Genomic DNA, 24,714 nt, shown 5'->3' on the forward strand with positions numbered 1-24,714 from the left:
CGGCGGAGGGTCTCCTCGTGCCGCTCAGGCGCGGCGGCGGGCGCGGACGAGCAATGCGGTACCCGTCGCGACGCAGGCCACGGCCACCGCGACGAGACCCAGCCCGGCGGGTGCGCCGGTGTCGGGCAGGAAGCCGACGGGACTGCCGTCCCCTCCGGCGGCACCGTCGTCCGTGACGTCGTCGAAGCCTCCGGTTCCGTCGGGCGGGACGTCGTCGTTGACGATCGTGCAGGTGGCGTCGTCGCCGTCGGCGAGGGTCAGGACGTCGCCGTCGAGCGTGCCGTCGGTGCAGGTCCAGGCGGACGGGTCGTAGTCGTCGGTCGGGCCGACCTCGGACAGGTCGTACTCGCCGGCGCCCACCGTCGCGTCCGTCACGGCCGCGTCGCCCGTGACGCCTGCCACGGGGGTGGGCCCGTCGGCCGCGAGCGTGAAGTCTCCCGGCTCGGCGGTGCCGCCGTCGTCGTTCACGACCTCCTTGACCAGCGTCAGCTCGGGCGAGGGGAGCGGCGCCGGTCCCACGGGGACGTCGTCGTTGACGATCGTGCAGGTGACGTCGTCGCCGTCGACGAGCGTCACCGTGTCGTCGGTGAGCGTGCCCCCGTCGCAGGTCCAGCCGTCGGTCTCGTACCCGGCGGGCCCGGACTCGGACAGGTCGTAGTCACCCGGCGGCACGACCACGTCCGTGACGTCCGCCGTGCCGGTCTCGCCCTCGACGTCCACCGGGCCGTCGGCGTCCAGGGTGAAGTCGTCGGGGGCCGCTGCACCGTCGTCGTCGTTGACGACCTGCTTGACCAGGGTCAGCTCGGCCGACGGGGGCGGGGCGGCCGCGCACGACAGCGTGGTCGCGAACGGGAAGTCGTGGATCTCGCGCGGCGTGCCGCGGGGAGCGTCACCGTGGACGAAGCTCGCCGCGACGACGTTGCCCTCGATGTTCTGGGTCGGGATCCAGCGCAGCGCGGCGTTCGGCGCGTACAGGGTGCCCTCGATCGAGTCACCGGCGCCGATGGAGACGCTCGTCGCGTCGGGGAAGTTCCACAGCATGTACGGCGCCTGCAGGGCGGAGACTCCGGCCAGGTTCGGGACGCTCCCGGAGAACGCCGGTCCCGTGACGTTGACGAGCAGGGGCGTCGCGGCGGTCGGCTGATCGACGAACGTGATCTCGGCGAGCGCGTCGAGGTCGGACGCACTGAGAGTGAGCACGTTGGTGCGTCCGGGGGTGAGGTCGAGCCGGCCGCGCGCCCCGTCGGCGATCGGTCGGTCCAGCGGCTGGCCGGAGTCGTCGAGCAGCTGCAGCGTGTCGGCGCACGCGGCCATCTGCTGGGTGAGGTCGCGGTACGTGGCGAACGAGCCGGCGAAGTCGAGGTCGACCGGCTCGCCGACCGACTGCGGGGTCTGGGCGTTCGAGCGTCCTTCGACGAACACGGGGGAGGAGTATCCGGCACCCTCGGGGACGAGACGGTAGTTGACCAGGGCGCCGTTCGTGTCGCGGTCGTAGGCGTCGTAGGTCGACGGGTCGCCGACCTTGGTGAAGCCCTGGTTCTCCACGTACACCGCTCCGGTGAACGCGCCCCAGTCGATGCCGCCCGCGACGTGCAGGTACGTGGGGCGGGAGTCGCCCGGCGCCACGTACGTGGTCCGCACGGGAGCGGCGCCGGCCGCGACGTTGTACGGGCTGCGCAGGTGCAGGTCGCCGCCGAGCGCGATCGTGCCCTCCGACTCGTCCGAGCTGAGCGTGACGTCACCCTCGACGAAGACGAGGAAGCCGGTGTTGGCGGGGTCGGCCGGGTCGACGACGACCGGGTTGACCGGCTCGAGCGCGTGCCCGGGCGGAGCCTGCGCGATGCCCCCGATGGACCACGCGCCCACCAGCGCGAGGCACGTGACGAGCCTGGTCCACGACGTCCCGCGCATGGGTCCTCCCCCGACGACTGCTTCGAGGCTACGTCGGTCCGGAGATCCGGCAACGTGTGCGGACGGCCGACCTGGGGCACTGTGTGCAGGGAGCAACGGAAGGGGAACGGATGCCGGTCTGGCTGGAGGCAGGGCTGTGGGGCCTGCTCGCAGGGGGCGCGCTCGTCATCGGGGCGGCGATCGCGTGGTTCGTGCACGTGCCGCAGCGCGTGGTGGCGTCCGTGATGGCGTTCGGGTCGGGCGTGCTGATCTCGGCGCTGTCGTTCGACCTGGTGGACGAGGCGGAAACGACCGGCGGGCTGGTGCCGACGTTGCTCGGATTCGCCGGCGGCGCGCTCGTCTACGTCGCCGCGAACGTCGCGCTCGCCCGCCGGGGAGCCGCCCACCGCAAGCGGTCGCAGGAGCAGCAGCCGTCCGAGGACGAGCAGGAGGGCAGCGGGGCGGCCATCGCCGTCGGCGCGCTGCTCGACGGCGTCCCGGAGTCCGTGGTGCTGGGGCTGACCCTGCTGGGCGGCGGGGGAGTGGGCGTGCCGGTGCTGGCGGCGATCTTCATCTCCAACCTGCCCGAGGGCCTGTCGAGCGCGTCGGGCATGAAGGCCAACGGACGCAGCGCGCGGTACGTCTTCGGCGTCTGGGGCGGCATCGCCGTGGCCAGTGGACTCGCCGGGATGCTCGGGGTGCTGCTGCTCGAGGGCGCCTCGCCCGACACCATCGCCGTCATCACGGCCGTCGCGGCCGGGGCCATCCTGGCCATGGTCGCCGACACCATGATCCCGGAGGCGTTCGAGCGGACCCACCTCTACGCGGGGCTCATCGCCGCCGCCGGGTTCATGATCGCCTTCGGTCTCGAGCGCGCCTAGACACGACGACGCCCCGGCACCGAGGCGGTGCCGGGGCGTCGCGGGCAGGTTCTAGCTGAACAGGTCGGTGATGGGGCTGATAGCGAAGTAGACGACGAAGAGCGCCGCCACCACCCACATGAGCGGGTGCACCTCGCGCACCTTGCCGACCGCGACCTTGATGACGACGTAGGCCAGGAAGCCGGCGCCGATGCCCACCGAGATCGAGTAGGTGAACGGCATGAGCGCGATGGTGAGGAAGGCCGGGATCGCGATCTCGACGTCGTTCCACGCGATGCCGCCGACCTGCTGCATCATCAGGAAGCCGACCAGGACGAGCGCGGGGACGGCCGCCTCGCTGGGGATGATGTTGACCAGCGGCGCCAGGAACATCGAGGCCAGGAACAGCAGGCCGGTGACGACCGTGGCCAGGCCGGTGCGCGCGCCCTCGCCGACGCCCGAGGCGGACTCGATGTAGGACGTGTTGGACGAGACGCCCGCGGCACCGCCGGCGGCCGCGGCGACCGAGTCGACGACCAGGATGCGGCGGGTGTTCGGCGGGGTGCCGTCCTCCTGCAGCAGGTTCGCCTCGGCGCCGATCGCCGTCATCGTGCCCATGGTGTCGAAGAAGTCGGCGAGCATGAGGGTGAAGATCAGTAGCACCGCGGTGACCACGCCGACCGACTCGAACGAGCCCAGCAGGTTGAACTCGCCGAGCGTGCCGAAGTCCGGGACGTCCACGATCTTGTCCGGCCACGCGGGGACGTTGAGCGCCCAGCCCTTGGCCGAGTCCGCCGACGAGCCGGCCTCGACGATCGACTCCACGACGATCGCCAGCACGGTCGTGCCGATGATGGTCATGAGGATGGCGCCGCGGACCTTGCGGACCCACAGCACGACGACGGCGACCAGGCCGATGGCGAAGACGAGCACGGGCCAGCCGGAGAGCTGGCCGGTGGCGCCGAGCTGCACCGGCACGGTGGTGTTGGCGGCGTCCGGGATGCGGCGCACCCAGCCCGCGTCGACGAAGCCGATGAGCGCGATGAACAGGCCGATGCCGACGCTGATCGCGATCTTCAGCTGCGCGGGCACGGCGTGGAAGACCGCCTCGCGGAAGCCGGTGAGCACCAGGACGAGGATGACCAGGCCCTCGAGCACGACCAGGCCCATCGCGTCGGCCCAGGTCATCTGCGACGCCACGGCCACGGCCAGGAAGGCGTTGAGGCCCAGGCCGGTGGCGATGGCCATCGGGTAGTTCGCCACGACGCCCATGAGGATGCTCATGACGCCGGCGACCAGCGAGGTGCCGGCGGCGATCGCGGCCAGGTTGGGCTCGGCCCCGCCGCCCAGGAAGCTGCCGTCGGAGTCGGTCGCGTAGCCGAGGATCAGCGGGTTCAGCACGATGATGTACGCCATCGTGAAGAAGGTGACGAAGCCACCGCGCACCTCGGTGCCGATGCTGGACCCTCGCTGGGAGATCTTGAAGAAGCGATCGAGCGGCCCGGCCGTCGCGCTGTCAGGTGTGGTCACGGGGCACAAGTCTGGCAGAGCCCGGCCGGGGCTCGGACGTGATCTTCGTCAGAAGGGCGTGCGGCGCACCGCGACGGCCGTGCGGTCGTCGCCCTGGGTGGGGTCGGTCTCGCGGACGAGCCGGCGCACCCACGCCTCCAGGTCGGGGCCCGGACCGGTGCCGGCCAGGGTCGCGAGCTGGGCGATCGAGTCGTCGATGGACGCGTCACGGTTCTCCACGACGCCGTCGCTGTAGAGCAGCAGCGTGTCGCCCGGCTCGAGCGTCACCGACGCGCTGGCGCCACCGACGACGCCGACGCCGAGCAGCGGGCGCCGACCGAGGTCGAGGGCGCTGGTGCGTCCACCGCTCACGAGCAGGGCCGGCGGGTGGCCGGCGCTGGCGACCTCCGTGCGTCCGCTGCCGGGGTCGACCGCGACCACGACGACCGTCGCGGTGTGGCCGTCGAGCAGCCGGACGAAGAGGTTGTCGAGCCGGTCGAGCGAGTGGCCGAGGGGCTGGCCCTCGAGCAGGTAGGCGCGCAGGGCGGTGCGGGCCTGCACCATCGCGGCGGCGGCACGCACGCCGTGCCCGGCGACGTCGCCCGCCACCACGGCCACGCGTCCGTCGGGCAGCTCGAGCGCGTCCCACCAGTCGCCGCCGAGCTGGCTGCCGGGGGCGGAGAGGTACAGCGCGCTGAGGTCGAGGCCGTCGAAGCGCGGCACCTCGAGCGGCACGACGCTGCGCTGCAGCGACTCCGCGACGCTGACCTGCTCCTGGGTGCGCTGGACGAGCACGTTGGCGATGTGGGCGCGCAGCTCCGCGGCGGTCTGGGCGTGCCAGGCCTCCCACGGCCGGCTGCGGCCGCTGACGACCTGCTGCCACTTCTCGAAGGACTTGCGCGGGCTGAGCCGCACGTCCGGGCCCTCGGCCGCGGCGATCGCCTTGTTGGTCGGGTCTCCGCCCCAGTCGACGACCTGGCGGCGCTCGGGGCGCACGAGCAGCATCCAGCGGTCGGGGCCGTTGCCGATGCGGAACGCGCCGGCGGCGACGTCGCTGTGCTCGGCGAGCGCCGGGTCGAGCTCGCTGAGCTGGTGGCTGGAGGCGACGCCGTCGTGCTGGTGCGGCGCCATGAGCTCGGCGATCCGGGTGAGCACCGTCTCCGGCGGCACGTCGCCGACGGTGGTGATCTCGCCGTCGGCGAGCAGCGCCGCGCCGGTGGCCTCGAACAGCGGCAGCAGCGACGGGTGCGACATGAGCGCCTGGTGCGGCGTGCGCGGGTCGGAGGAGACCGACGAGATGATCTCGGCAAGCACCGAGCGGGCGGCCAGGACGGTCGCGCGCTGGTCGGAGCGCTCGCGGTCGGCGATGAGGGTCGACGCCGTCTGGCCGAGGAACTCCGCGGCCGAGCGGGCGTCCAGCGACGGCTGGTGCGGGCCGCTGTAGTGGTGGCACGCGATGAGGCCCCACAGCACGCCGTCGATGACGATCGAGACCGACATCGAGGCCGTGACGCCCATGTTGGTCAGGTACTCGATGTGGATCGGCGAGACACTGCGCAGCACCGAGTGCGACAGGTCGAGCGGGCGGCCGGTGCCCGGGTCGCGCACGGGGTGCAGCGGCACGGGGCGGTAGCCGATGTCGGCGATCAGCCGGGTCCAGTTCGACGTGTAGAGCCGGCGCGCCTGGGCGGGGATGTCGGACGCGGGGTAGTGCAGGCCCTTGAACGAGTTGAGCCGGTCGAGCTTCTCCTCGGCCACGACCTCGCCGTTCCACTGCTCGTCGAAGCGGTAGACCATGACGCGGTCGAAGCCGGTGAGCTCGCGGATCTCGCGGGCGAGGCGCTGGGTGAGGTCCTCGACGGACGCGGCGGCGGTGAGCCGGGTGACCGCCGAGCGGGTGGCCCGGTAGGAGACGTGCTGGGTGCCCGAGCTCGCGACCGGCTCGACCTCGACGACGAGGTGCTCGCCGGACTGGTGGGTCAGGACGTCCACGAGTCGCTGGTCGAGGTCGCCGCGGCCGGTGTCCATGACGACGCGGACCGGCTCGCCGGGCTCGCCGCGCTCGGCGAGGCTGGCGACGCCCGCGTCGGCCGCGGGGCCGAGGGCCTCGGCGAGGGTCAGGCCCACCAGCTCGGGGGCCGGAAGGCCGAGGTGGCGGTCGCTGTTCGCGCTGGCGACCGCGACGCGTCCGTGCTTGTCGAGCGCCACCAGGACGCCGTGCGGCTGGATCGCGCCGGGGATGTGGATCGGCTCGCGGTCGCAGGTGGTGAGGTTGGGCGTGTCGTACGCCGGGGTGTGCGCCTCCCGGTTCGGGACGAGCGCCGGGTCGGTGTCGGTCATGCGGCTGAGGACTCGCTCAGGGGCAGCGCGGTGCCACGGGCGGAGGGGCGCATGAAGCTCCTTGCGACTGGCGGGCGCGACTCGTTCCGAACCAACCTATCCCACGGTGCCCAGCATCCCCCGATCGTGAACCGTGGCTATGTGACATTGGGAGTGTTACATTGACGCCATGACTGAGCACCTGGACGTCGTCGTGATCGGGGCGGGCCTCTCCGGCATCGACGGGGCGTACCGCATCCTCGAGGCCAACCCGGGCGTCACGTACGCCGTGCTGGAGGGCCGTGACGCGCTCGGCGGCACCTGGGACCTGTTCCGGTACCCCGGCGTCCGCTCCGACTCCGACATGTTCACCCTGGCCTACCCGTTCCGGCCGTGGACGGGGGAGAAGTCGCTGTCGGACGGCGCCTCGATCCGTGAGTACATCCGGCAGACGGCCGAGGAGAACGGCATCGCCGATCACATCCGCTACGGCCACCGCGTCACCGCGCTGAGCTGGTCGTCGGCCGACGCGCGCTGGACGATCACGTCGGCGACCGCCGACGGGCCGGTCACGATCACCGCGTCGATGATCTTCGCCGGCACGGGCTACTACCGCTACGGCGAGGCGTTCGTGCCCGACTTCCCCGGCATGCAGGACTACCGCGGGCAGGTCGTCGTGCCCCAGTTCTGGCCCGAGGACCTCGACTACGCGGGCAAGAAGGTGCTGGTCATCGGCAGCGGCGCGACCGCGGTGACGCTCGTGCCGTCGATGGCCGGGACCGCCGAGCACGTGACGATGCTGCAGCGCTCGCCCTCCTACGTCATGGCCCTGCCCGGCCGTGACAAGGTGGCCGACGCGTTGCGCGGCAAGCTGCCGGCGGGGCTCGCCCACCGCGCCGCGCGCGTCTACAAGGCGGTCACGACGCTGGGCTTCTACCTGTTCTGCCGTGCCTTCCCGAAGGCGTCCCGCCGCATCCTGCAGAAGCTCGCCGCCCGGCAGCTGCCCGACGGCTACCCGGTCGACGTGCACTTCGCGCCGCGCTACGACCCGTGGGACCAGCGGTTGTGCCTGGTGCCCGACGGCGACTTCTTCGGTGCGCTGCGCCGGGGCGAGGCGTCGATCGTCACCGACCAGGTCGAGCGGTTCACCGAGAAGGGCGTCCGGCTGTGCTCGGGCGAGGAGATCGAGGCCGATGTCGTGGTGAGCGCGACCGGCCTGCAGGTCGCCGCCTTCGACGGCGTCGAGATCGACGTCGACGGCGAGCCGGTGCAGCTCGGCGAGAAGGTGCTCTACCGCGGCGCGATGCTCGACGGCGTGCCGAACCTGGTCTACGCGCTGGGCTACTCCAACGCGTCCTGGACGCTGCGTGCCGACCTCACCGCGGTCTTCGCCGGCCGCTTCCTGCGCCACCTGCGCGAGCAGGGCTACGAGTACGGCACGCCGCGCCCGCGCACCGACGTCGGCGAGCTGCGCCCGCCGATGGAGCTGAAGTCCAACTACCTGGCCCGCGCCAACGACCGGCTGCCCAAGCAGGGGAGCCGCGCCCCGTGGCTGGTCCGGCAGAACTGGGTGCTCGACTCGCGTGACGCCAAGCGCCTGCGCCTGGACGAGGAGATCGAGTACAGCGTCCGCAAGCCGGTCGGCGTGGCCTAGACCCGGCTGCCGCACGAGCCCGCGACCGACTCGGTCGCGGGCTCGTGCCGTCCCGGGAGCCCGTCAGGCGCCGCCTGCCGCGGACGGGCCGAGGTGGCGCACGAGGAACCGCGTCGCCTCCGCGCCGGCATGGGCCGGGACGCCCGTGTGCCCGCCCAGGTTGGCGTTCAGCGTCTTCTCCGGCGAGCCGAGCGCGTCGAACAGCTCCAGCGACCGGGCCCGGTCGTTGTGCTCGTCGTCCCACTGCAGCAGGACGTGCACCGGGACCGTGACGTCGCGCGCCTCCCGCAGGATCGACCGGGGCACGAGGCTGCCGGCGAACAGGACGGCGGCCCGGACGCGGGGATCGGTCGCGGCGAGCCGCACCGCGATCGACACGACCCCGCCCGAGCACGCGATGCGGTCCGTGAGCTCGGGCAGGTCGAGCACGGCGTCCAGCAGCGACTGCCACTCGGGGACGGCCCGGTCGACGAGCGGGAGGACGAGACGGTCGATGACGTCCTCGCCGACCGGCTCGCCGGCGGTCAGGGACGCGCGCACCTGGGCGCGCGCCTCGTCCACGCCGGACGGCCGGGGCCGGTCACCGCTGCCCGGCAGCTCGAGGGTGATGGTCGCGAGACCGGCCCGGGCGGCGTGCCCGGCGCGAGCGAGCATGCGTGCGTGGGTCTGCTCGAGGCTGAAGCCGCCGGGCTGGCCGGCCAGGACGAGGGGGACGGGCTCCGCCGCGGAGGCGGACGCCGGCAGCCAGAGGATGCCGGGGATCTCGCCGAGGGTGAACCGGCGTTCGACGACGTCGTCGAGACGTCGCTCGGAGATGAGGTGCATGGTCGTGCCTTTCGAGTGCCGTGGAGGGCGCTCCGGACGACCTAGCGTCCGACCGTGACTCCACCGAGGAGCGCCCACGTCGTCGTGTTCACGCGGACCACCTCCTCGACCTCTCGCACGGACCCCGCCACGCTAGCAGCGGACCGGTCCGCCGGGCCCGGCTCGTGACGACTCAGGTCTGGCAGTGCGGGCACCAGTACGTGTCCCGCTCGGTGAGCGGCGAGTCGCCGAGCGAGCCCTTGCGGATGCGCGTGCCGCACCGGCGGCAGGGCTTGCCCTCGCGCGAGTAGACCCAGCGCTCCTCGCCAGGCCGGGTGCTGCCGGTGAACGCGCGTTCGATGCGGGCCTTGTTGAGGTCGAGCAGCCGGTGCCCGCGCGAGACGACGCGGCGCAGGTCCGCGACGTCACCGACCGGACGGGTCGGCAGCAGGCCGTGCAGGAAGCAGATCTCGTTGACGTACTCGTTGCCGAAGCCGGCCAGGTTGCGCTGGTCGAGCAGCGCGGTGAACACCGGCCGGGCGGGGTCGGCGCCGACGCGGCGGACGGCCTCGTCGAGGTCCCAGTCGGGGCCGAGCAGGTCGGGGCCGAGGTAGGCCATCGCGTCGGCCTCCGCGTCGCGGTCGAGCACCTCGAGCACGCCGAGCGAGAATCCGACGGCCTGCCACTCCTCGTTGGCCAGCACGGCGCGGGCCGAGTGGGCGGGCCGCCGCCAGCGGGTGTCGAGCTTGTAGACGTGCCAGGCGCCCTCCATCTTCAGGTGCGAGTGGATGGACACCTCGGGCGTGCGGACGAGCAGGTGCTTGCCGCGGCTGACGGCGCTCTCGACCACCTGGCCGGTCAGGTCGAGGGTGGCGAAGGCCGGCACCCGGAAGTCGCTGACCGTGAGGGCGCGGCCGGCGAGCGCGTCGTTCAGCCGGTGCGCGGTGCGCCAGACGGTGTCGCCCTCAGGCACGCAGCCGCACCCCCTTCGGGGCCCGCTCGAACCCGGCCTCCACGAGCGCCTCGCCGAACGGCGTGGACGTCGTGGTGCCGCCGTCGACGGTCTCCACCGACAGCCGCTCGATGCGGCGGCCGCGGACGGCGGAGGCCAGCGCGGACGCGGCGGCCGCGAGCCGGGCGGCGTCGTCGGTGAACGTGAGCACCGTGCGCCCACCCCGCTCCAGGTAGGCCACGAGGTGCCCGTCGTGCAGCGCGACGAGCGCGCCGGACTTGCGCCCGGGCCGGTGCTTGGACTCGGCGTCGGGGCGCTCGGGCCAGCCGAGCGAGGCGCCGTACGGGTTCGCCGGGTCGGTGGCCGCCAGCACGACGGCGGCGTCGGCCGTGGGGGCGTCGTCGTCGCGGTCGTGCGAGCGCAGCCGGTCGATCGTCGCCGACGCGGCGAACTGGGCCGCGCCCAACGACTCCACGAAGTAGCCGCGCAGCGCACGTCCGCCCTGCTCGAGCTCGCGCAGCACGCGGTAGACCCCGGCGAAGCCACCCGGCACCTGCTCGGCCTGGACCGAGCCGCGGGTCACGACGCCGTAGCGGTCGAGCAGCACCTCGGCCCGCGCGAGCGCCGCCTGCGTGGGGTCGAGGCCGGTGTCGGGCAGCACGTACCAGCGTCCGCTCACGGTGGGCAGGCCGGCGCGCGCGACCCGGGCCGGACGCGCGGGGCGACCGCGGTGCAGGCGCGACCGCGGCGGCTGCCGGGTGGTGCGGTGGGCGCCGCGCCCGCCGACGTAGGTGCGCAGCGGGGCGAGCGTGTCGTTGCTGACCCGGCCGGCCCAGACCAGCTCCCACAGGGCGTCCTCGACCTGGGCGTCGGTGACCGGGTCCTCGCTCAGCGCCGCGACGTCGTCGGCCAGGCGGCGGAAGAAGTGGCCGCCGCCGTCGCCGAGCGCCTCGAGCAGACGCTGCTGGAGCGCGTCGGGCTCGTGCGCCGACTCGTGCGGCAGGACGAGGTCGGCCGGGTGCAGCCGCACCCAGCCGTCGCGGCCGGGCAGCGTGCCGGCGCCGCTCCAGACGACCTCGCCGCCGGCGGTCAGCTCGTCGAGCATCGCGGGGGAGTAGTCGGCCACGCGGCTGGGCAGCACGAGCGACTCCCAGGCCGAGGCGGGCAGCGGCAGGCCGGCGAGCTGGTCGACGACGGTCATGACGCCGTCGACGCCGCGCAGCGACCGGTCGGCGGACTGCCAGGAGACGAGGAAGCGGGCGAACGTCGCGGTGTCGACCGGCTCGACCTGCTGCCGGGCGGCGGCGAGCGAGCGCGAGCGCAGCCGGCGCAGGACGTCGGGGGACACCCACTCGGTGCCGGTGGAGGCCGGCCGGAACTCGCCCTCGACGAGACGTCCGTCGCGGGCGAGGCGACGCAGCTGGTCGCGGGCCACCGCCTCGCCGAGCCCGAGCCGGGCGGCGACGTCGCGGGCGGTGAACGGGCCGTGGGTGCGGGCGTACTGGCCGAGCAGGTCGCCCAGCGGGTCGTCGGCCGGGTCGAGGAACGCCTCGGGGACGCCGACGGGCACGGCGACGCCCAGCCCGTCGCGCAGACGACCGACCGCCTCCACGGTGGCCCAGCGCTGCTCGCCGGCCACGGACAGCTCGACGACGCGGCGAGCGGAGGTCAGCTCGTCCAGCCAGCTCCTGGCCGACGCGGGGTCGCGCTCGACGGTGCGCTCGACGACCTCGTCGGCGGTCAGCGGACCGAGCAGGCGGAGCAGGTCGGCGACGCCCTCGGCGTCCTTGGCCCGGCGCTCGTCGGTGAGCCGCTGCAGCTCGGCCTCGGTCTGCTTCAGCACCTCGGGGTCGAGCAGCTCGCGCAGGTCGGCCCGGCCCAGCAGCTCCGAGAGCAGGGCGGGGTCGAGGGACAGGGCGGACGCGCGCCGCTCGGCCAGCGGGGTGTCGCCCTCGTAGAGGAAGGACGCGACGTAGCCGAACAGCAGCGTGTGGGCGAACGGCGACGCCTTCTCGGTGGTCACCTCGGCGATCTCGACCTGGCGGGACGCGATGCGCCGGGCCAGCGCGTCCAGCGCCGGCAGGTCGTAGACGTCCTGCAGGCACTCGCGCGCGGTCTCGAGCAGGATCGGGAAGGTCGGGAACTTGCGGGCCACGTCGAGCAGCTGGGCCGAGCGCTGACGCTGCTGCCACAGCGGCGAGCGCTTGCCCGGGTTGCGCCGGGGGAGCAGCAGCGCGCGGGCGGCGCACTCGCGGAACCGCGCCGCGAACAGCGCCGAGCCACCCACCTCGTCGGTGACCAGGCGGTCGAGCTCGTCGGCGTCGAAGACGAACAGGTCGGCGCCCGGCGGCTCGGACTCGGTGTCGGGGATGCGCGCGACGATGCCGTCGTCGGAGGCGACGACCGACCCGTCGATGCCGTGCCGCTCCAGGATGCGGGCGGCCACGGCCAGCGCCCACGGGGCGTGGACCCGGCGTCCGTACGGCGAGTGCAGCACGACCCGCCAGTCGCCCAGCTCGTCGCGGAAGCGCTCGACCACCAGGCGCCGGTCGGTCGGCAGCACTCCGGTGGCGCCGCGCTGCTCCTCCAGGAACGCGAGCAGGTTGTCGACCGAGAAGCGGTCGAGACCGGCCGCCTCGCCCCGGGCGCGGGCCTGCTTGGTGGTGCCGGAGGTGATCTCGCGGACGAACGAGCCCATCGCCTCGCCGAGCTCGGCCGGACGTCCCTCGTTGTCGCCGTGCCAGAACGGGGGCTTGCCCGGCTGGCCCGGCGCGGGGGTGACCACGACCCGGTCGTGGGTGATCTCCTGGATGCGCCAGCTGGTGGCCCCGAGCGCGAACACGTCGTTGACGCGCGACTCGTAGACCATCTCCTCGTCCAGCTCGCCGACCTTGCGCGGCCCGCGGGACTGCTCCTCGCCCTCGGGCAGCGTGACGGTGAACAGGCCGCGGTCGGGGATCGTGCCGCCGCTGGTCACGGCCAGCCGCTGCGCACCGGGCCGGCCGGTGAGCGTGGCCCCGTCGCGGTCCCACACGACCCGGGGACGCAGCTCGGCGAACTCGTCGGAGGGGTAGCGGCCGCTGAGCAGGTCGAGGGTCGCCTCGTAGGCCGAGCGGGGCAGGGTGGCGAACGGCGCGCTGCGGCGGACGGTCTCGAACCACTCCTCGGCGTCGAGCGGCCCCAGCGCGCAGGCGGCGACGGTCTGCTGGGCCAGGATGTCGAGCGGGTTGGCCGGCACCGAGATGGCCTCGAGCAGGCCGGCCTGCATGCGCTCGGCGGTGACGGCCGCACCGAGCAGCTCGTGCCGCGTGCGGGGGTAGACCAGGCCGCGCGAGACCTCGCCGACCTGGTGGCCGGCGCGGCCGACGCGCTGCAGGCCGCTCGCCACGGACGGCGGCGAGGCGACCTGCACGACCAGGTCGACCGCGCCCATGTCGATGCCGAGCTCGAGGCTGGACGTGGCGACGACGCAGCGCAGCCGCCCGGTCTTGAGGTCGTCCTCGATGATCGCGCGCTGCTCCTTGCTCACCGAGCCGTGGTGGGCCCGGGCGACCAGCGTCTTCTCGGCCCCCTCGCCCTGGCGTTCGGCGTACAGCTCGTTGAGCCGGGCGGTCAGCCGCTCGGACAGGCCGCGCGAGTTGACGAAGACGATGGTCGAGCGCTGGCCGAGCACCTGGTCGAGCACGTGCTCCTCGACGTGCGGCCAGATGCTGCCGGCGGGCTGGTCGTCGTCGAGCGGACGCGCGCCGCTGCCCTCCTCGCGCTTGGGGGCGGGGATGGACGTCATGTCCTCGACGGGCACGACGACGCCGAGCTCGAGCCGCGAGGGCGACTCCGGCGCGACCACCCGCACGGGGGCGCGGCCGCCGAGGAACCGGGCGACCTCGTCGTGCGGCCGGACCGTGGCGCTCAGCCCGATGCGCTGGGCCGGACGTCCGAGCAGGTCGTCGAGCCGCTCGAGCGAGAGCGCGAGGTGTGCGCCGCGCTTGGTGCCGGCCACGGCGTGGATCTCGTCGACGATGACGGTGTCGACGTCGCGCAGCGTCTCGCGGGCCGCGGACGTGAGCATGAGGTAGAGCGACTCCGGCGTGGTGATGAGCACGTCGGGCGGGCTGGTGACGAGCTTGCGCCGCTCGGCCTGCGGGGTGTCGCCGGACCGGATGCCCACGGTGACCGGGTGCAGCTCCTCGCCGCGGCGCAGCGCCGTCTGGGTGATGCCGACCAGCGGCGAGCGCAGGTTGCGCTCGACGTCGACCGCCAGCGCCTTGAGCGGCGAGACGTAGAGGACGCGGGTGCCGGTGCGCTCGGCGTCGAGCGGGCGGCGCATGAGCCGGTCGATGGACGACAGGAACGCCGCCAGCGTCTTGCCCGAGCCGGTCGGCGCCACCACGAGCAGGTGGTCGCCGCGCGCGGCGCCGTCCCAGGCGCCGAGCTGGGCGGGCGTGGGCGCGCTGAAGGAGCGCTCGAACCACTCCCGGGTGGCCGGCGCGAAGCCGGCCATCGGGCCGTCGACGGTGCCCTTCGTTCGCTTGCTCACGGGCATGCCTCCGTGAAGAGCGCACGGTACGGACGCCCGCCCGCGACGGTGCCCTTCGTTCGCTCGCTTCGCTCGGTCACGGGCATGCCTCCGTGAAGAGCGCACGGTACGGACGCCCGCCCGCGACGGTGCCCTTCGTTCGCTCGCTTCGCTCGGTCATGTGGCCTTCATGGTGGCAGGACGCACCGACACCGCACGGCGAGCCGGGTGCCGTGCCCGGATTCTCAGGCGTCCTCGTGCATGCTTGTGCACCATGACGTCTCGCACCACCCTGCTATCCGCCCTGCTCGTCGCCGGCCTCGCCCTCACGGCGTGCTCCTCCGACGAGAAGCCCGGCGCCAAGCCCAGCCCGGACGCCGACGAGCGCGGCGGCGCCACCCTCGTCGCCCGGTCCCCGCTGACCGGCCTGGACGTGCCCGGCGGCCTGCCGAAGAACCCGCCCTTCGTGGTGAAGATCGAGAACTCCAGCAGCGGCGAGCCGCAGTACGGCGTCCACCACGCCGACCTGGTCGTCGAGGAGATGGTCGAGGGCGGCATCACCCGCCTGGCCGCGATCTACCACGCCAAGGTGCCCTCCAAGATCGGTCACGTCCGGTCGCTGCGCGGCACCGACGCCGGCATCGCCGCCCCGGTCGAGGGCCAGGTCGTCGCCTCCGGCGGCGCGCAGAAGGCGTACGCGGTGCTCGACCGCGCGGACGTGAAGGTCTGGTCCGAGGACAACGGAGCCCCGGGCTTCACGCGCGACCCCGCCAAGCGGGCGCCGTACGACCGGCTCATGGACCTGCGCCAGGTCGCGGCCAAGGCCGGCGAGGCCGAGGTGACCCGCGACTACCTGCCGTGGACGGCCAAGGGCACGAAGCCGGTGGCGGCGGCCAAGACCGCCTCGCGCGCCAGCGTCCGCTTCTCCAGCAGCCACACCACCGAGTGGGCCCGCAAGGGCGGCACCTGGACGCGGCAGAACGGCCACGCCGCGTCGGGCCAGGAGTTCCGCGCCACGTCGCTGCTCGTGCTCAGCGCGGACGTGAAGGACGCCGGCTACCGCGACCCGGGCGGCAACCCGGTGCCCGAGACGGTCTTCAAGGGCCAGGGCCGCGCGACGCTGCTGCGCGCCGACGGCGGCGTCGTCGAGGGCACGTGGAGCAAGCGCACGCTGGGCTCGACGATCTCGCTCAAGACCGCCGACGGCAAGGGCTTCACGGTCGACCCGGGCCGCACCTGGATCGAGCTGGTGCCCAAGGAGACCGGGTCGGTCACGACCCGCTGACCGGCTCCTCGGGGGTGCCGTAGCCGAGCTCGGCGAGCTTCTCGCCGAGCTCGTGCTCGATCGCCTGGCCGAGCTGGCGGCGGAAGATGCCCAGCGTCACCTGGCTGGCGACGGGGATGAGCCGCTCCACGACCGCGACGACGTCCGGCCACTGGCCCTCGGGCATGCCGGCGTCCAGGAACGGCTGGACGATCTCGTCGACCGTGCTGGCCACGAACGCGTCGGCGATGCGGCTGAGCGACTCGCGCATGAGCGGGAACAGCGCCATGACCGTCGTGGTCGACAGGCCGAGCGCGACCGCCGCGGCACCGGCGCGGACGACGGTCGGCGACAGCAGCCGCACCATGTCGTCGTCGACGTGCTCGGCGAGCCCGTACTCGACCAGGGCGTCGATGAGCGCGTCGTCGCGGCCGACCCCGGCGAGGGCGGCGAGCGCGTCGCGCGACATCTGCTCGGGCTCCTCCTCGTGGCCGGGGGAGTCGAGCACCTGGAGCAGGTCGAGCGCGTGGGAGCTGGCCGTCGACGGGTTCGACAGCATCGCCTTCTCCACCGCCGCGAGCGTGTAGCCGCGGTCGAGCAGCTCGCGCACGAGGCGCAGCTTCTGCAGGTGGGCCTGGTTGTAGTAGCCGGTGCGGCCCTCCAGGCGGGGCGGCGGGATGAGCCCACGACCCGAGTACGCCCGGACGTTGCGCACGGTCATGTCGGCGCGCTGGGCCAGCTCGTCGATCGTGAACTCCTCGGACGCGGGCGCTCCGTGCGACATGTGGGCATCATAGGGGCATGGACTCGATGCGCGGACGCCTCCTGGTGGCGACCCCCTCGGTGGAGAGCGGGCCGTTCCGCCGCAGCGTCGTCTTCCTGCTCGACCACGACGAGGAGGGCGCCCTGGGCGTCATCGTCAACCACCCGACGCACGCGGACGTCGACGACGTCCTGCCCTCGTGGTCGGCGCTCGTCGGCGCCCCGGACTGCCTGTTCGAGGGTGGCCCGGTGTCGATGGACTCCGCGCTCGCGGTGGCCGTGGTGCCGGCCGGCTCGAGCCCCGAGGGGTTCCGCCCAATGACCGGTCGGTTCGGCCTGGTGGACCTTGACGGCCCCGTGCCGGACGCCACCGAGCTGCTGGGCCTGCGGGTCTTCGCCGGGTACGCCGGGTGGGGCGCCGGCCAGCTGGAGGACGAGATCGCCGAGGGCTCGTGGCTGGTCACCGAGGCCCACGACGAGGACGTCCTGACCCCGCAGCCGGAGAACCTGTGGCGCACCGTGCTGCGCCGCCAGGAGGGGGACGCGCGCTTCCTGGCGACGTTCCCCGACGACCCCTCCGAGAACTGACCCGGCGCGGTCGCGCGCTTCGGTCGGGCGGGGTCGCCGGGTTAGACTCCCGGACGTGACGATCTTCGGCGGCGGCGGTACGCAGACGGTCCATGACGAGCGCACCGACCTGCGCACGGACGATGGTGACCACGAGCGGTTCTCGCACTACGTGCCGAAGGACGAGCTGACCGAGGCCATGGTCATGGGCACGCCCGTCGTCGCGCTGTGCGGGAAGGTCTGGGTGCCCAGCCGGGCGCCCGAGAAGTTCCCGGTCTGCCCTGAGTGCAAGGACATCTGGGCCTCCCTGAACGACGACGCTCCGCAGGGTGAGTAGCGCCGGCCTCCGCGCCTGGCAGGCGGCCGCCCTCGAGAAGTACCAGCGCACGCAGCCGCGCGACTTCCTCGCGGTCGCCACGCCCGGCGCCGGCAAGACGACCTTCGCGCTGACCCTCGCCGCCGACCTGCTGGCCCGTGGCGTCGTCGAGCGCGTCGTGGTCGTCGCCCCGACCGATCACCTGAAGACGCAGTGGGCCAACGCGGCCCATCGCTTCGGCATCCGGCTCGACCCCTCGATGGGTGGCCGCGGGGTGCTCGGCAAGGAGTTCAACGGCTTCGCCGTGACGTACGCCGGCCTGGCCGCGAACCCCAACGGCTTCCGCGTGCGCATGGAGCGGGCGCGCACCGTGGTGATCCTCGACGAGGTGCACCACGCCGGCGACGCCCTGGCCTGGGGCGACGCGGTGGGCGAGGCGTGCGACCCGGCGGTGCGGCGCATCTGCCTGACCGGCACCCCGTTCCGCTCCGACGAGAACCCCATCCCGTTCGTCACCTACGCCCCGCAGGACGACGGCTCGGTCGCGAGCGTCGCCGACTACTCCTACGGCTACGGCGACGCGCTGCGCGACGGCGTCGTCCGCCCGGTGCTGTTCATGGCGTACGCCGGCGAGATGCACTGGCGCACGCGCGCGGGCGACGAGATCTCGGCCAACCTCGGCGAGCCGATGACCCGCGACCTGGCTGCCCAGGCGCTGCGCACCGCGCTCGACCCCAAGGGCGCGTGGATGCCGGCCGTCCTCGACGGGGCCAACCGCCGCCTGGACGAGGTCCGCCGCCACGTGCCCGACGCCGGCGGGCTCGTCATCGCCTCCGACCAGGAGTCGGCGCGCGCCTACGCCAAGCTGCTCAAGGAGATCACCGGCGAGCTGCCCACGATCGTCCTGTCCGACGAGGCGGGCGCCAGCGAGCGCATCGCCGAGTTCTCCGACAGCGACAAGCGCTGGATGGTCGCGGTGCGCATGGTCTCCGAGGGCGTCGACATCCCGCGCCTGGCCGTGGGCGTCTACGCCACCGCCACCTCGACCCCGCTGTTCTTCGCCCAGGCCGTGGGCCGCTTCGTGCGCGCCCGCCGCCGCGGGGAGACGGCGTCCATCTTCGTGCCCAGCGTGCCGCTGCTGCTGTCGTACGCCGGCGGCATGGAGCAGGAGCGCGACCACGTCATCGGACGTCCGGTCAAGGACGAGGACGACCTGTTCGCCGCCGAGGCCGAGATGCTGGCCAAGGCCGAGCAGGACACCAAGGCGTCCGGCGAGCTCGAGCTCGGCACGTTCGCCGCGCTGGGCAGCGACGCCTCGTTCGACCGCGTGCTGTTCGACGGCGGCGAGTACGGGCACGACACGTTCGTGCAGCCCGGCAGCGAGGAGGAGCTGGACTTCATCGGCATCCCCGGCCTGCTCGAGCCCGACCAGGTCGCCGAGCTGCTCAAGTCGGCCCGGTCCAAGCGCGCCCAGCAGAAGAAGGCCGCCGGCGTGGCCGCGCCCGACCCCGAGGCCGACCGGATGGCCGCGCACGAGGAGACCAGCGCGCTGCGCCGCGAGCTGCACGCGCTCGTCGGCGCCTGGCACCACCGCACCGGTGAGCCGCACGGCGTCACGCACAACCGGCTGCGCTCGTCCTGCGGCGGTCCGCCGGCCGCGCAGGCGTCGGTCAAGCAGCTCAAGGAGCGCATCGAGACGCTGCGCACCTGGGCCCTCAAGGCGTCCGGCTAGACGCGTGGACGACGTGGAGCTGGCCATGTTCCCGCTGGGCTCGGTGCTGCTGCCCGGCGCGACGCTGCCGCTGCGCGTCTTCGAGCCCCGCTACCGGCGGATGATGGACGACCTGATGGCGTCCGACCGGCCCGAGCTCGGCGTCGTCCTCATCGAGCGCGGCCACGAGGTCGGCGGCGGCGACACCCGCTTCGGCACCGGCACGCTGGCGCGCATCGACCACGTCGAGGCGATCGACGACGGCGTCGCGATGCTGGTCACCGGCACACACCGGCTGGACGTCGTGGAGTGGCTGCCCGACGACCCGTACCCGCGGGCCCGGGTGCGGCCGCGTCCGCCCCTGGTCTGGGACGAGCGCTGGCGGCGCGCGCTGCAGGACGCCGAGCTGGCGGTGCGCGGGTGCGTGTCCCGGCTCGCGACCCTGGTCGAGCTGCCCTGGTCGCCGGACGTCGAGCTGTCTCCGGACCCGGTCACCGCGCTGTGGCAGCTCGCGGCCATCCTGCCGATCGGCGACCTGGACCGCCTGGCGCTGCTGCAGGTCGCCACCCCCGCCGAGCTGGCCGCCGAGCTGGTCGGACGGGCCGCCGACGCCGAGGAGCTCATGCGGGCGCGCTTCGGGCGCTGACACCGCGGTCGGGCACCCTGGGGTCCCATGAGCATGCCGTGGCAGACCCGCCTGTTCGCCGCCGTCCTCGGGCGGCTGTCGTCCCCGCAGGAGGAGGTCGACGACGACGCGATGGTCCGCACGCGGGCCCGGCGCACCCGTCAGCTGACGATGCGCGGCGCCCAGATCATCTTCGGCCGGCCCGCGACCGACGTGGACGTCCGCGAGCTCGAGGTCGCGCTGGGCGACGGGTTCGTCTCCACGGTGCTGGTGCACACGCCGCGCGGCGCCACGGTGACGCCGCGTCCGGTCGTGCTCAACCTGCACGGCGGTGGCTGGTGCCAGGGCGAGCCGCGCCAGTCCGCCTGGGCGGCCAGCCACGTGGCGTCCCGCAGCGGCGCGGTGGTCGTCTCGCCGAGCTACCGGCTGGCGCCCGAGCACCGCTACCCGGCGGCGTCCGACGACGCCGTCGCCGGGCTGGAGTGGCTTCTGGCCCACGCCGCCGAGCTCGGGGCCGACGCCGGGCGCGTGGCCGTCATGGGCGACAGCGCCGGCGGCAACCTCGCCGCGGTGTGCGCGCTGCACGCCCGTGACCGTGGCGTCGAGCTGCGCGGCCAGGTGCTGATCTACCCGGCCGTCGAGATCTACGAGCGCTACCCGTCCGAGGACGCCAACGCCCACGCGCCGGTGCTCACCAGCCGCAGCATGCGCACGTTCAGCCGCACCTACCTCGGCGACGCGTACGGGGTCGAGGACTGGCAGGCCTCGCCGATCCGTGCAGCGTCCCACACGGGCCTGTGCCCGGCGCTGATCCTGACCGCCGGGCACGACCCCCTGCGTGACCACGGCGAGAAGTACCGGGAGGTGCTGGAGGCCGCCGGCGTGAAGGTGCAGGTGGTCGACTACCCCGAGGCCATCCACGGGTTCATCAGCCTCCCCGGCGTGGTGCCGGCCGCCCAGGACGCCCTGGACGAGATCGTCGCGTTCCTGGGGGTCGTGCTGTGAGGGTGCCGGGGGTGCGGGGGGTGCCGGGGAAGGACCGCTGGCAGCGCCGGCTGGCCACGCTCGACCCCGAGGTCGACTTCGAGGAGATGGCGCGCATCCAGGCGACGCTGGAGTTCCCCTGGGACGTCACCCAGGCGCTGAGCTTCGCGCTGTTCCGGACGTACGCCGTGCCCTCGATCGGCCGGCTGCTGCACGAGACCGAGCAGTTCACCACCGCCACGCAGAAGCGTCACGACGACACCGTGCTGATCCTCGAGGCGATCAACGTGGACGGCATGGAGTCCGCGTCCGGGCGCTCGGCCGTCCGGCGGATGAACCAGATGCACGGGCGCTACGGCATCTCCAACGACGACATGCTCTACGTGCTGTCGACGTTCGTCGTCACGCCGGTGCGCTGGATCGAGCGCTACGGCTGGCGCCAGGGCGTCGAGGCCGAGCGCACCGCGACCGTCCGGTACTACCAGCGGCTCGGCCGGCTCATGGGCATCCACGACGTCCCCGCCACCTATGAGGCGTTCGCCGACCTCATGGACGCCTACGAGGCCGAGCACTTCGCCTACGACTGGCGCTCGCGCGAGGTCGCCGACGCCACGCTCGAGCTGCTGACGACCTTCTACCCGCGTCCGGCCAAGCGGCTGGTGCGCGCGTTCTCGATCGCGCTGCTCGACCCGCCGCTGCGCGACGCGTTCGGCTACGCCCACCCGCCGGCCTGGTTCGAGCGGGCCTCGCACGGCGCCCTGCGCCTGCGCGGACGCGTGGTGGCGCTGCTCCCGGCCCGCCGCACGCCGCAGCTCAACCGCGACCTGGAGCGCGTCCGCTCGTACCCGGGCGGCTTCCTGGTCGAGCGGCTCGGCACCTTCGCGGCGACCGACGAGCCCGCCCGGGCCTAGGTCCTCACCGCGCGACCGGCGCCGGTTCCCGCTGAGTGTGACGTTTCGGGGGTCCATCGGCCCGATCGACCCCCGAAACGTCACACTCAGCGCGAACGGAAGCGGGGACGTGCGGGGACGATCCGGCGTAGCGTGCGGGCAGACCGACCCGGGAGGCCGCATGACCGTCACCGACGACCGCACCACGAGGACGTCCGCCGTGGTGCCGTGGTGGGCCCACGCGGCCTGGGCCGTGCTGGGTGCCGCGGCCACCTTCGGCGTCCTGGCGCTGCTGACCGTGGGTGTCTTCGTCCTGCCGGTCACGGCCCTGCTGGTCGGGCTCGGCCTGCTGCTGCCCGCGATGCGCACCCGGGCCGTGCTCGCCTCGGTCGCCGGAGCGGCCGGCCCCCTGCTGTACGTCGCGTTCCTGCACCGGCACGGCCCCGGCGTCCACTGCACCTCGTCGGCCACCGAGGTCGAGTGCGCCGACCTGATGTCGCCGTGGCCGTTCGTGCTGCTGGCGGTGCTCGCCGTGGCCGCGTCGTACGGGCTCGTGCGTGCGGCCCGTGCCTCGGGCTGGTGACGCTCAGGCGTCGGTGAAGCCGCCGAAGCGGACGCCGCGCAGGTCGGCGAGCCGCTCGGCCTGGTGACCGAGCAGGGTCGGGTCGACCCGTGACCACAGCTCGGTCTGCAGCCGCAGGGTGCCGCCGGACGTGCGCGGGCGCCACGTGCCCACGAGCTCGCCGCCCGCTAGCACCGCGCCCGGACGTCCGAGCCGGGGCCACAGCGCGTCGCGGTGGCGCTTGTCGGGCACGAGCAGCTCGCGGTCGCGCGACTGCAGGAACAGGTCGAACGGGCCGAGCAGCCGCACGGCCTCGGCCCGGGGCGCCTCGCGGAGCGCGTCGGCGTCGGAGGCCAGGACGGAGCGCGGCTCGCCGTCGACCTCGACCGTGACGGCGTCGGCCGGCCAGTGCGTGGCGACGTCCTGGATGCGCGAGTCGAGGAAGCCGGCCACCTCGGCCGGCGTGGCCGGGCCGACGAGGTGCAGGTAGGCCCGGATCGGGTCGAGGTGCGGCTTGGCCGGCTGCGGGCCGGACCAGCCGTGGATGCGCTCGAGCACCGGGGGAGAGGTGCGGGGCCGCAGCTCGAGCCCGGCCTGGAGCGCCGACAGGCGGAACGGCTGCTCGTACAGGTGCGTCGTGGCGCACGGGCCGCACTCGCGCAGGTAGGGCTCGTCGACCCGCGCGGTCATGGCCGTGGAGACGTCGCCCTTGGGCATGGGGTGGTCGACGACCTCGCGCATGAGCGAGGCGACCTTCGCGAGGGCGTCGGTGACCGGGACGTGCGCGGCCTTCAGCGGCTTGGCCGCGTCGAAGACGCGCTTGGCGGCGTCGCGCTCGCTGAGCGGCGCGGTGGCGGACGCGACCTGCGCGATCTCGTCGCGGCGGTAGACCGCGGGGGCACCGCGCAGCGTCCAGACCAGCACCGTGGAGCCGGGGGCCGGCTCGCAGCCGCGGACGGCCAGGGCCCACGGGGCACCGTCGGGGCCGGTGTCCTGGACGCCCAGGTCGAGCACCGCGGCGTCGGCGTGCACGCCGGTGCGTTCGAGCTGCTGGGCGTGCACGCGGTAGCGCAGCGCCTGGGCCCGGGTGACCTGCATGGAGAAGGTCTACCAGCCGGTGGCGACAGCCGTCACGGGTTCCGTGCGGGACGCGTCACGTCGGGAAGCAACCGGGACGGGCGCGCGTTGCGCCAGGTATGCGCCTGTCCGTGCTCGACCTCGTGCCCGTCCGCTCCGACCAGACCTCCGCCGACGCCGTCGCGGCGTCCGTCCGCCTCGCGCAGACCGCCGACGCCGCCGGGTTCGAGCGCTACTGGGTCGCCGAGCACCACAACATGGCCGCCGTCGCCGCGACGTCGCCGCCGGTGATGATCGGCATCCTCGGCGCGCAGACCGACCGCATCCGGCTCGGCTCGGGCGGCGTCATGCTGCCCAACCACGCGCCGCTGGCCGTCGCCGAGCAGTTCGCCCTGCTCGAGGCCGCCTACCCCGGCCGCATCGACCTGGGCATCGGCCGCGCGCCGGGCTCGGACCCGGTCACCTCCATGGCCCTGCGCGGCGCCGCCGGCCGTGACGACACCGACGTCCACCAGTTCCCGCAGTACCTCGACGACGTCGTGGCGCTCATGGGCACCGAGGGCGTCCGCGTGCCGGTCCCGCGCCAGCAGTACGTCCTCAAGGCCACCCCGGCCGCCGCCAGCGAGCCGCGCATGTGGCTGCTCGGCTCGTCGATGTACTCCGCCGAGCTCGCCGCCGAGAAGGGCCTGCCGTACGTCTTCGCGCACCACTTCTCCGGCCACGGCACCGCGGAGGCGCTCGCGTACTACCGCGAGAACTTCCGCGCGAGCGACCTGTGTTCGGCCCCGACCACGTTCCTGACAGTCAACGCGGTCGTCGCGCCCACGCACGACGAGGCCGAGGCGCTGGCCCTGCCCCAGATGCGTCAGATGGCGCGGCTGCGCACCGGTCAGCCGTTCGGCCCGCTGGAGCTGGTCGAGGACGCCCAGGCCGAGCCCCTGCACCCGCAGCTCATGGAGATGGTCGCGTCCGGCATCGGTCGCGCCGTCGTCGGCGAGCCGGGCGAGGCGGCCGAGCAGATCCGTGCGCTGGCCGACTCCTTCGGCGTCGACGAGGTCATGCTGCACCCGGTGGCATCCGCGCACCGCGGCGACGACGCCCGCGCGTCCGAGGCCCGTGAGCAGACGCTGACCCTGCTGGCCAAGGAGCTCCTGGGCTAGTCCGCCTGCGGCGCCGAGCGCTCCTGCTCCAGGCGGGCCCGCTCGGTGCGCAGTGCGATGGTGGTGCCGGCGATGACGGCGCCCACCACGAGCAGCAGGAAGCCGGCGATCGCGGTGACGGCGCCGAGGGCGACCAGGGCGGCTCGGGCGTCGCCCTCGGCGCTCGTCCACCCCGTGCCCGCGAGCAGCACCGCCACGAGGAGGACGAAGCCGCCGATCGCCAGCCAGTCGCCGGCCTCGGTGCGGTCGCGGCTCGGGGCGTGGGTCGTGGTCGGCTCGCTGCTCATGGCGC

Annotated in this window: 20 protein-coding genes; 11 read left to right on the forward strand and 9 right to left on the reverse strand. The window is 73.9% G+C overall.

Annotated features, from left to right (window positions below; translation table 11 throughout):
* Positions 1 to 24: 24 nt before the first annotated feature.
* The gene (locus tag E0W78_RS15325; RefSeq protein ID WP_131404804.1) at positions 25 to 1,911 is read right to left on the reverse strand and encodes a collagen-binding domain-containing protein; all 1,887 of its coding nucleotides are present in this window, start codon (positions 1,909 to 1,911) and stop codon (positions 25 to 27) included.
* A 110-nt stretch (positions 1,912 to 2,021) separates the two neighbouring features.
* On the opposite strand from E0W78_RS15325, the gene E0W78_RS15330 reads away from it, so the two are divergent.
* A complete protein-coding gene (locus E0W78_RS15330) occupies positions 2,022 to 2,771 on the forward strand; it encodes a ZIP family zinc transporter (RefSeq protein WP_131404805.1) in 750 nt (249 codons plus the stop codon).
* A gap of 51 nt (positions 2,772 to 2,822) precedes the next feature.
* Here E0W78_RS15330 and E0W78_RS15335 read toward each other — a convergent pair whose 3' ends face one another.
* Positions 2,823 to 4,280, reverse strand: coding sequence for an NCS2 family permease (locus tag E0W78_RS15335; RefSeq protein WP_131404806.1), 1,458 nt, complete (start codon positions 4,278 to 4,280; stop codon positions 2,823 to 2,825).
* 48 nt (positions 4,281 to 4,328) lie between these two features.
* Positions 4,329 to 6,599: a SpoIIE family protein phosphatase gene (locus E0W78_RS15340; protein WP_131404807.1), complete on the reverse strand. Its 2,271-nt coding sequence runs from the start codon at positions 6,597 to 6,599 to the stop codon at positions 4,329 to 4,331.
* Positions 6,600 to 6,768: 169 nt separating this feature from the next.
* Here E0W78_RS15340 and E0W78_RS15345 point away from each other — a divergent pair, with 169 nt between their 5' ends.
* Positions 6,769 to 8,232 (forward strand): NAD(P)/FAD-dependent oxidoreductase, encoded by a 1,464-nt coding sequence (locus tag E0W78_RS15345; protein ID WP_131404808.1) that lies wholly within the window; start codon positions 6,769 to 6,771, stop codon positions 8,230 to 8,232.
* 63 nt (positions 8,233 to 8,295) lie between these two features.
* Here the strand turns inward: E0W78_RS15345 and E0W78_RS15350 are convergent, their stop codons facing one another.
* From E0W78_RS15350 to E0W78_RS15360, 3 genes are all read right to left on the reverse strand, one after another.
* Positions 8,296 to 9,057, reverse strand: coding sequence for an alpha/beta hydrolase (locus tag E0W78_RS15350; RefSeq protein WP_131404809.1), 762 nt, complete (start codon positions 9,055 to 9,057; stop codon positions 8,296 to 8,298).
* Positions 9,058 to 9,229: 172 nt separating this feature from the next.
* The gene (locus tag E0W78_RS15355; protein WP_131404810.1) at positions 9,230 to 10,009 is read right to left on the reverse strand and encodes a DNA-formamidopyrimidine glycosylase family protein; all 780 of its coding nucleotides are present in this window, start codon (positions 10,007 to 10,009) and stop codon (positions 9,230 to 9,232) included.
* Positions 10,002 to 14,489 (reverse strand): DEAD/DEAH box helicase, encoded by a 4,488-nt coding sequence (locus tag E0W78_RS15360; protein ID WP_131404843.1) that lies wholly within the window; start codon positions 14,487 to 14,489, stop codon positions 10,002 to 10,004. The genes E0W78_RS15355 and E0W78_RS15360 overlap by 8 nt, the downstream gene beginning before the upstream one ends.
* Positions 14,490 to 14,778: 289 nt before the next feature.
* On the opposite strand from E0W78_RS15360, the gene E0W78_RS15365 reads away from it, so the two are divergent.
* Complete coding sequence (locus E0W78_RS15365; protein WP_165570535.1) at positions 14,779 to 15,789, forward strand: DUF3048 domain-containing protein; 1,011 nt, start codon at positions 14,779 to 14,781, stop codon at positions 15,787 to 15,789.
* Here the strand turns inward: E0W78_RS15365 and E0W78_RS15370 are convergent.
* On the reverse strand, positions 15,776 to 16,552 hold the full coding sequence (locus E0W78_RS15370) for a MerR family transcriptional regulator (protein WP_131404812.1): 777 nt from the start codon (positions 16,550 to 16,552) through the stop codon (positions 15,776 to 15,778). The genes E0W78_RS15365 and E0W78_RS15370 overlap by 14 nt on opposite strands.
* 17 nt (positions 16,553 to 16,569) lie before the next feature.
* Between E0W78_RS15370 and E0W78_RS15375 the strand changes: the two genes are divergently transcribed.
* From E0W78_RS15375 to E0W78_RS15405, 7 genes are all read left to right on the forward strand, one after another.
* Positions 16,570 to 17,118, forward strand: coding sequence for a YqgE/AlgH family protein (locus E0W78_RS15375; protein ID WP_131404813.1), 549 nt, complete (start codon positions 16,570 to 16,572; stop codon positions 17,116 to 17,118).
* Positions 17,119 to 17,179: 61 nt separating this feature from the next.
* Positions 17,180 to 17,434 carry a DUF3039 domain-containing protein gene (locus E0W78_RS15380; RefSeq protein WP_242686382.1) on the forward strand — a complete coding sequence of 85 codons (255 nt, stop codon included), beginning with the start codon at positions 17,180 to 17,182 and terminating at the stop codon, positions 17,432 to 17,434.
* Complete coding sequence (locus E0W78_RS15385) at positions 17,427 to 19,145, forward strand: DEAD/DEAH box helicase (RefSeq protein ID WP_131404815.1); 1,719 nt, start codon at positions 17,427 to 17,429, stop codon at positions 19,143 to 19,145. Before E0W78_RS15380 ends, E0W78_RS15385 begins: the two co-directional genes overlap by 8 nt.
* A gap of 4 nt (positions 19,146 to 19,149) precedes the next feature.
* Complete coding sequence (locus E0W78_RS15390) at positions 19,150 to 19,770, forward strand: LON peptidase substrate-binding domain-containing protein (RefSeq protein WP_131404816.1); 621 nt, start codon at positions 19,150 to 19,152, stop codon at positions 19,768 to 19,770.
* Between the two features lie 27 nt (positions 19,771 to 19,797).
* Positions 19,798 to 20,754, forward strand: coding sequence for an alpha/beta hydrolase (locus E0W78_RS15395; protein ID WP_131404817.1), 957 nt, complete (start codon positions 19,798 to 19,800; stop codon positions 20,752 to 20,754).
* A 20-nt stretch (positions 20,755 to 20,774) separates the two neighbouring features.
* Positions 20,775 to 21,644 carry an oxygenase MpaB family protein gene (locus tag E0W78_RS15400; protein WP_242686381.1) on the forward strand — a complete coding sequence of 290 codons (870 nt, stop codon included), beginning with the start codon at positions 20,775 to 20,777 and terminating at the stop codon, positions 21,642 to 21,644.
* A gap of 160 nt (positions 21,645 to 21,804) precedes the next feature.
* Entirely contained in the window at positions 21,805 to 22,206 is a 402-nt protein-coding gene (locus E0W78_RS15405) for a hypothetical protein (protein ID WP_131404818.1), read from the forward strand.
* 3 nt (positions 22,207 to 22,209) lie between these two features.
* Here E0W78_RS15405 and E0W78_RS15410 read toward each other — a convergent pair whose 3' ends face one another.
* Positions 22,210 to 23,283 (reverse strand): crosslink repair DNA glycosylase YcaQ family protein, encoded by a 1,074-nt coding sequence (locus tag E0W78_RS15410; RefSeq protein ID WP_131404819.1) that lies wholly within the window; start codon positions 23,281 to 23,283, stop codon positions 22,210 to 22,212.
* Between the two features lie 98 nt (positions 23,284 to 23,381).
* Here E0W78_RS15410 and E0W78_RS15415 point away from each other — a divergent pair, with 98 nt between their 5' ends.
* Entirely contained in the window at positions 23,382 to 24,422 is a 1,041-nt protein-coding gene (locus E0W78_RS15415; RefSeq protein WP_131404820.1) for an LLM class flavin-dependent oxidoreductase, read from the forward strand.
* On the opposite strand, the gene E0W78_RS15420 is transcribed toward E0W78_RS15415, so the two are convergent.
* Complete coding sequence (locus E0W78_RS15420; RefSeq protein WP_131404821.1) at positions 24,419 to 24,709, reverse strand: hypothetical protein; 291 nt, start codon at positions 24,707 to 24,709, stop codon at positions 24,419 to 24,421. The genes E0W78_RS15415 and E0W78_RS15420 overlap by 4 nt on opposite strands.
* Positions 24,710 to 24,714: the final 5 nt, after the last annotated feature.

Source organism: Aeromicrobium sp. IC_218 (assembly GCF_004336805.1).
Taxonomy (GTDB): domain Bacteria; phylum Actinomycetota; class Actinomycetes; order Propionibacteriales; family Nocardioidaceae; genus Aeromicrobium.

What these genes read in the sequence shown, in the direction of transcription:
- E0W78_RS15325 (WP_131404804.1), bottom strand. Translation starts at nt 1,911, where the DNA reads ATGCGCGGGACGTCGTGGACCAGGCTCGTCACGTGCCTCGCGCTGGTG.
- E0W78_RS15330 (WP_131404805.1), top strand. Translation starts at nt 2,022, where the DNA reads ATGCCGGTCTGGCTGGAGGCAGGGCTGTGGGGCCTGCTCGCAGGGGGC.
- E0W78_RS15340 (WP_131404807.1), bottom strand. Translation starts at nt 6,599, where the DNA reads ATGACCGACACCGACCCGGCGCTCGTCCCGAACCGGGAGGCGCACACC.
- E0W78_RS15345 (WP_131404808.1), top strand. Translation starts at nt 6,769, where the DNA reads ATGACTGAGCACCTGGACGTCGTCGTGATCGGGGCGGGCCTCTCCGGC.
- E0W78_RS15350 (WP_131404809.1), bottom strand. Translation starts at nt 9,057, where the DNA reads ATGCACCTCATCTCCGAGCGACGTCTCGACGACGTCGTCGAACGCCGG.
- E0W78_RS15360 (WP_131404843.1), bottom strand. Translation starts at nt 14,489, where the DNA reads ATGGCCGGCTTCGCGCCGGCCACCCGGGAGTGGTTCGAGCGCTCCTTC.
- E0W78_RS15365 (WP_165570535.1), top strand. Translation starts at nt 14,779, where the DNA reads ATGACGTCTCGCACCACCCTGCTATCCGCCCTGCTCGTCGCCGGCCTC.
- E0W78_RS15370 (WP_131404812.1), bottom strand. Translation starts at nt 16,552, where the DNA reads ATGTCGCACGGAGCGCCCGCGTCCGAGGAGTTCACGATCGACGAGCTG.
- E0W78_RS15375 (WP_131404813.1), top strand. Translation starts at nt 16,570, where the DNA reads ATGGACTCGATGCGCGGACGCCTCCTGGTGGCGACCCCCTCGGTGGAG.
- E0W78_RS15395 (WP_131404817.1), top strand. Translation starts at nt 19,798, where the DNA reads ATGAGCATGCCGTGGCAGACCCGCCTGTTCGCCGCCGTCCTCGGGCGG.
- E0W78_RS15405 (WP_131404818.1), top strand. Translation starts at nt 21,805, where the DNA reads ATGACCGTCACCGACGACCGCACCACGAGGACGTCCGCCGTGGTGCCG.
- E0W78_RS15410 (WP_131404819.1), bottom strand. Translation starts at nt 23,283, where the DNA reads ATGCAGGTCACCCGGGCCCAGGCGCTGCGCTACCGCGTGCACGCCCAG.
- E0W78_RS15415 (WP_131404820.1), top strand. Translation starts at nt 23,382, where the DNA reads ATGCGCCTGTCCGTGCTCGACCTCGTGCCCGTCCGCTCCGACCAGACC.
- E0W78_RS15420 (WP_131404821.1), bottom strand. Translation starts at nt 24,709, where the DNA reads ATGAGCAGCGAGCCGACCACGACCCACGCCCCGAGCCGCGACCGCACC.